The organism is Pseudomonas sivasensis (genome assembly GCF_013778505.1).
Classification (GTDB): Bacteria; Pseudomonadota; Gammaproteobacteria; order Pseudomonadales; family Pseudomonadaceae; genus Aquipseudomonas; species Aquipseudomonas sivasensis.
Window position 1 is genome coordinate 1 of sequence record NZ_JAAOWU010000042.1, and the last position, 2,453, is coordinate 2,453.

Genomic DNA, 2,453 nt, shown 5'->3' on the forward strand with positions numbered 1-2,453 from the left:
GAGATCGGCGGCGGGCAGAGTTCGGCCGCCGTGAAACAACAGGTCAGCGCCATGAGCGAAGGCCAGTTGCCGGGGATTTACCGGGTAGACGTGTTGGTCAATGAGCATTCGGTCGAGCAGCGCGATGTACGCTTTATTCGCGCCAGCGGTACGTCGGACCGCTCCTCCACCGGGCTTTTCCCGTGCCTGGATACCGACTTTTTTCGTAGCCAAGGGGTTGCCGATACCGCCCTGCAAAACCGCAGCGACGCCGACGCTACCTGCATCGCGTTCGACCAAGGCCTGGCCGGGATGGTCTACGACTACGATTTCAACCGCCAGGTGTTGTCGATTGAGATCCCCCAAGCGTACCTGGGCAGCATCCCGTTTGAAGTACGCCGCCGGCAGTGGAGTGACGGCGAGCAAGTGGCGTTCACCAACTACAGCTTTTCCGGGAGTACGGTGGAGTCGGACACCGGCCGCCGCCAGGACCAGTTCGGCAGCCTGCGCAGCGGTTTAAACGCCGGAGCCTGGCGGCTGCGCAATTTCTCCACCTGGCAGAAAGGCACAGGCGACACCGGGCGTTGGGAGTCGATGGAAACCTACGCCCAGCGCAACATGGGCAACATGATGGCGATTGCCACCGTGGGCGACTCCACCACCGAAGGTGACCTGTTCGACGCCATCCCCTATCGCGGGCTGGGCATTGCCTCGGACATGGACATGCTGCCGGACCAGGCCCGCCAATTCGCGCCAGTGATTCGTGGCATCGCCAACGGCCGCTCGCGGGTGATCATCCGCCAGCGCGGTTACGTGATCCATGAGCAGTGGGTGCCCTCGGGGCCGTTCGCGTTGACCGACCTGTACCCCACCGCCAGCAATGGCGACATTGAAGTCACCGTGGAAGACCCCGATGGCCAGCGCCAGGTGTTTACCCAGTCGTTTTCGTCGGTGCCTTACATGCTGCGTGAGGGCCAACAGAGCTACTCGGTATTCGCCGGCCAGTACCGCCCGGCGCAAGCGACCACGCAGCAGGACACCCCGCGTTTTATCCAGGCGTCCCTGCGGCGCGGCCTGGCCGGCGGCACCACGCTGTTCGGCGGCAGCCTGCTGAGTGATCAGTACAGCGCCGGCCTGCTAGGGTTCGCCCACGACTTCGCCGGTTTCGGTGCGATTTCAGTGGACATGACCCACGCGCGCAGCGAAGCCATGGGCCCGGCAAAAACCACCGCCAGCGGCCAGTCGTTTCGCTTTCGCTACTCCAAAGCCCTGGCGGCCACCGACACCAACTTCAGCCTGATCGGTTATCGCTATTCCACCGGCGGCTACTACTCGTTCAACGAGGCGCTCAACAGCCGCACCAACGAGCAGTCGCTGGAGATGTACCGCAGCGGCCATATGAAGAGCAACTTCACCGCCAACGTGTCCCAGCAACTGGGCGGCTACGGCGGTGTGTATGCCAACGTGACGAAAACCAACTACTGGGACAAGAGCAATGCCGACACCTCGATTCAACTGGGCTACAGCGCCAGCGTCGGGGACATTTCCTACACTCTCGGCTTGAGCGCTAACAAAGGGGACAGCAGCAATGACCGCACGCTGTCCCTGAGCATCAGCATGCCGCTGGGCGGTACACGCAACCAGCGTGTATCGGTCAACGCGAACCAGAGCGCGCGGGGCACGGCCTCGCGCACGGCGACGTTGAGCGGCAATGCGCTGGAGGACGACACCCTGGCCTACAGCGCTGGCGTGTCGCAGCAAGTCAACGCTAATGACCGCGTGATGGGCAGCACGTTTGCCGCGCGCTATGACGCACCCAACGCCATCGTGCACGGCGGCTATAACGAGACCTCCGGTAGCCGGCAACTGGACATGGGCATCGAGGGCTCGGTGGTCGCCTATGACCGCAATCTGATTTTCAGTCAGCCTCTGGGCGAAACCAACGTGATCGTGGCCACACCCGGTGCCGCAGACGTGGGAATCGCCAACAAGCGGGGTGTGCGCACCAATGCCAATGGCTACACGGTGGTGCCGTCTGCCCTGCCCTACCGCAAGAACCGTATGTCGCTGGACACCCAGTCGATGCCGGCTGACGTCGACATCGCCCAACTGGTGCAGGAGGTCACGCCGAATCGCGGGGCCTTTGTGCTGGCGGACTTCGAGACCCGCAAAGGCCAACGCATTCTGTTCCGCATCATCGATGCACGCGGCGAAGCGGCACCGTTTGCCGCCAAGGCCGAACTGTTCGCCCCGGATGGGCGCTCTTTGGGTAGCACACTGGTGGCCGACAAGGGCCGTGCGTACCTGAGCGGCGTACCGGCGCAGTCACGCCTGTTGATCAGCGTGGATAACCAGCCGTGGTGCAGCCGCGAATTGAAACTGGACGATAAAGGGCCTGCCGAGGGTGGGATTACACAACTGAACATTCAATGTGAGCGCGCGGCCGGTGGGTCGGGTGCCAAGGATTCGTAAGT

1 protein-coding gene is annotated in these 2,453 nt (G+C 63.0%); it reads left to right on the top strand.

The genetic code is table 11. The features are described from left to right. Window positions 1-2,451, top strand: a 2,451-nt coding sequence (locus tag G9Q84_RS28980) for a fimbria/pilus outer membrane usher protein (RefSeq protein ID WP_181644541.1), incomplete at its 5' end; no start/stop codon positions are given. Window positions 2,452-2,453: the final 2 nt, after the last annotated feature.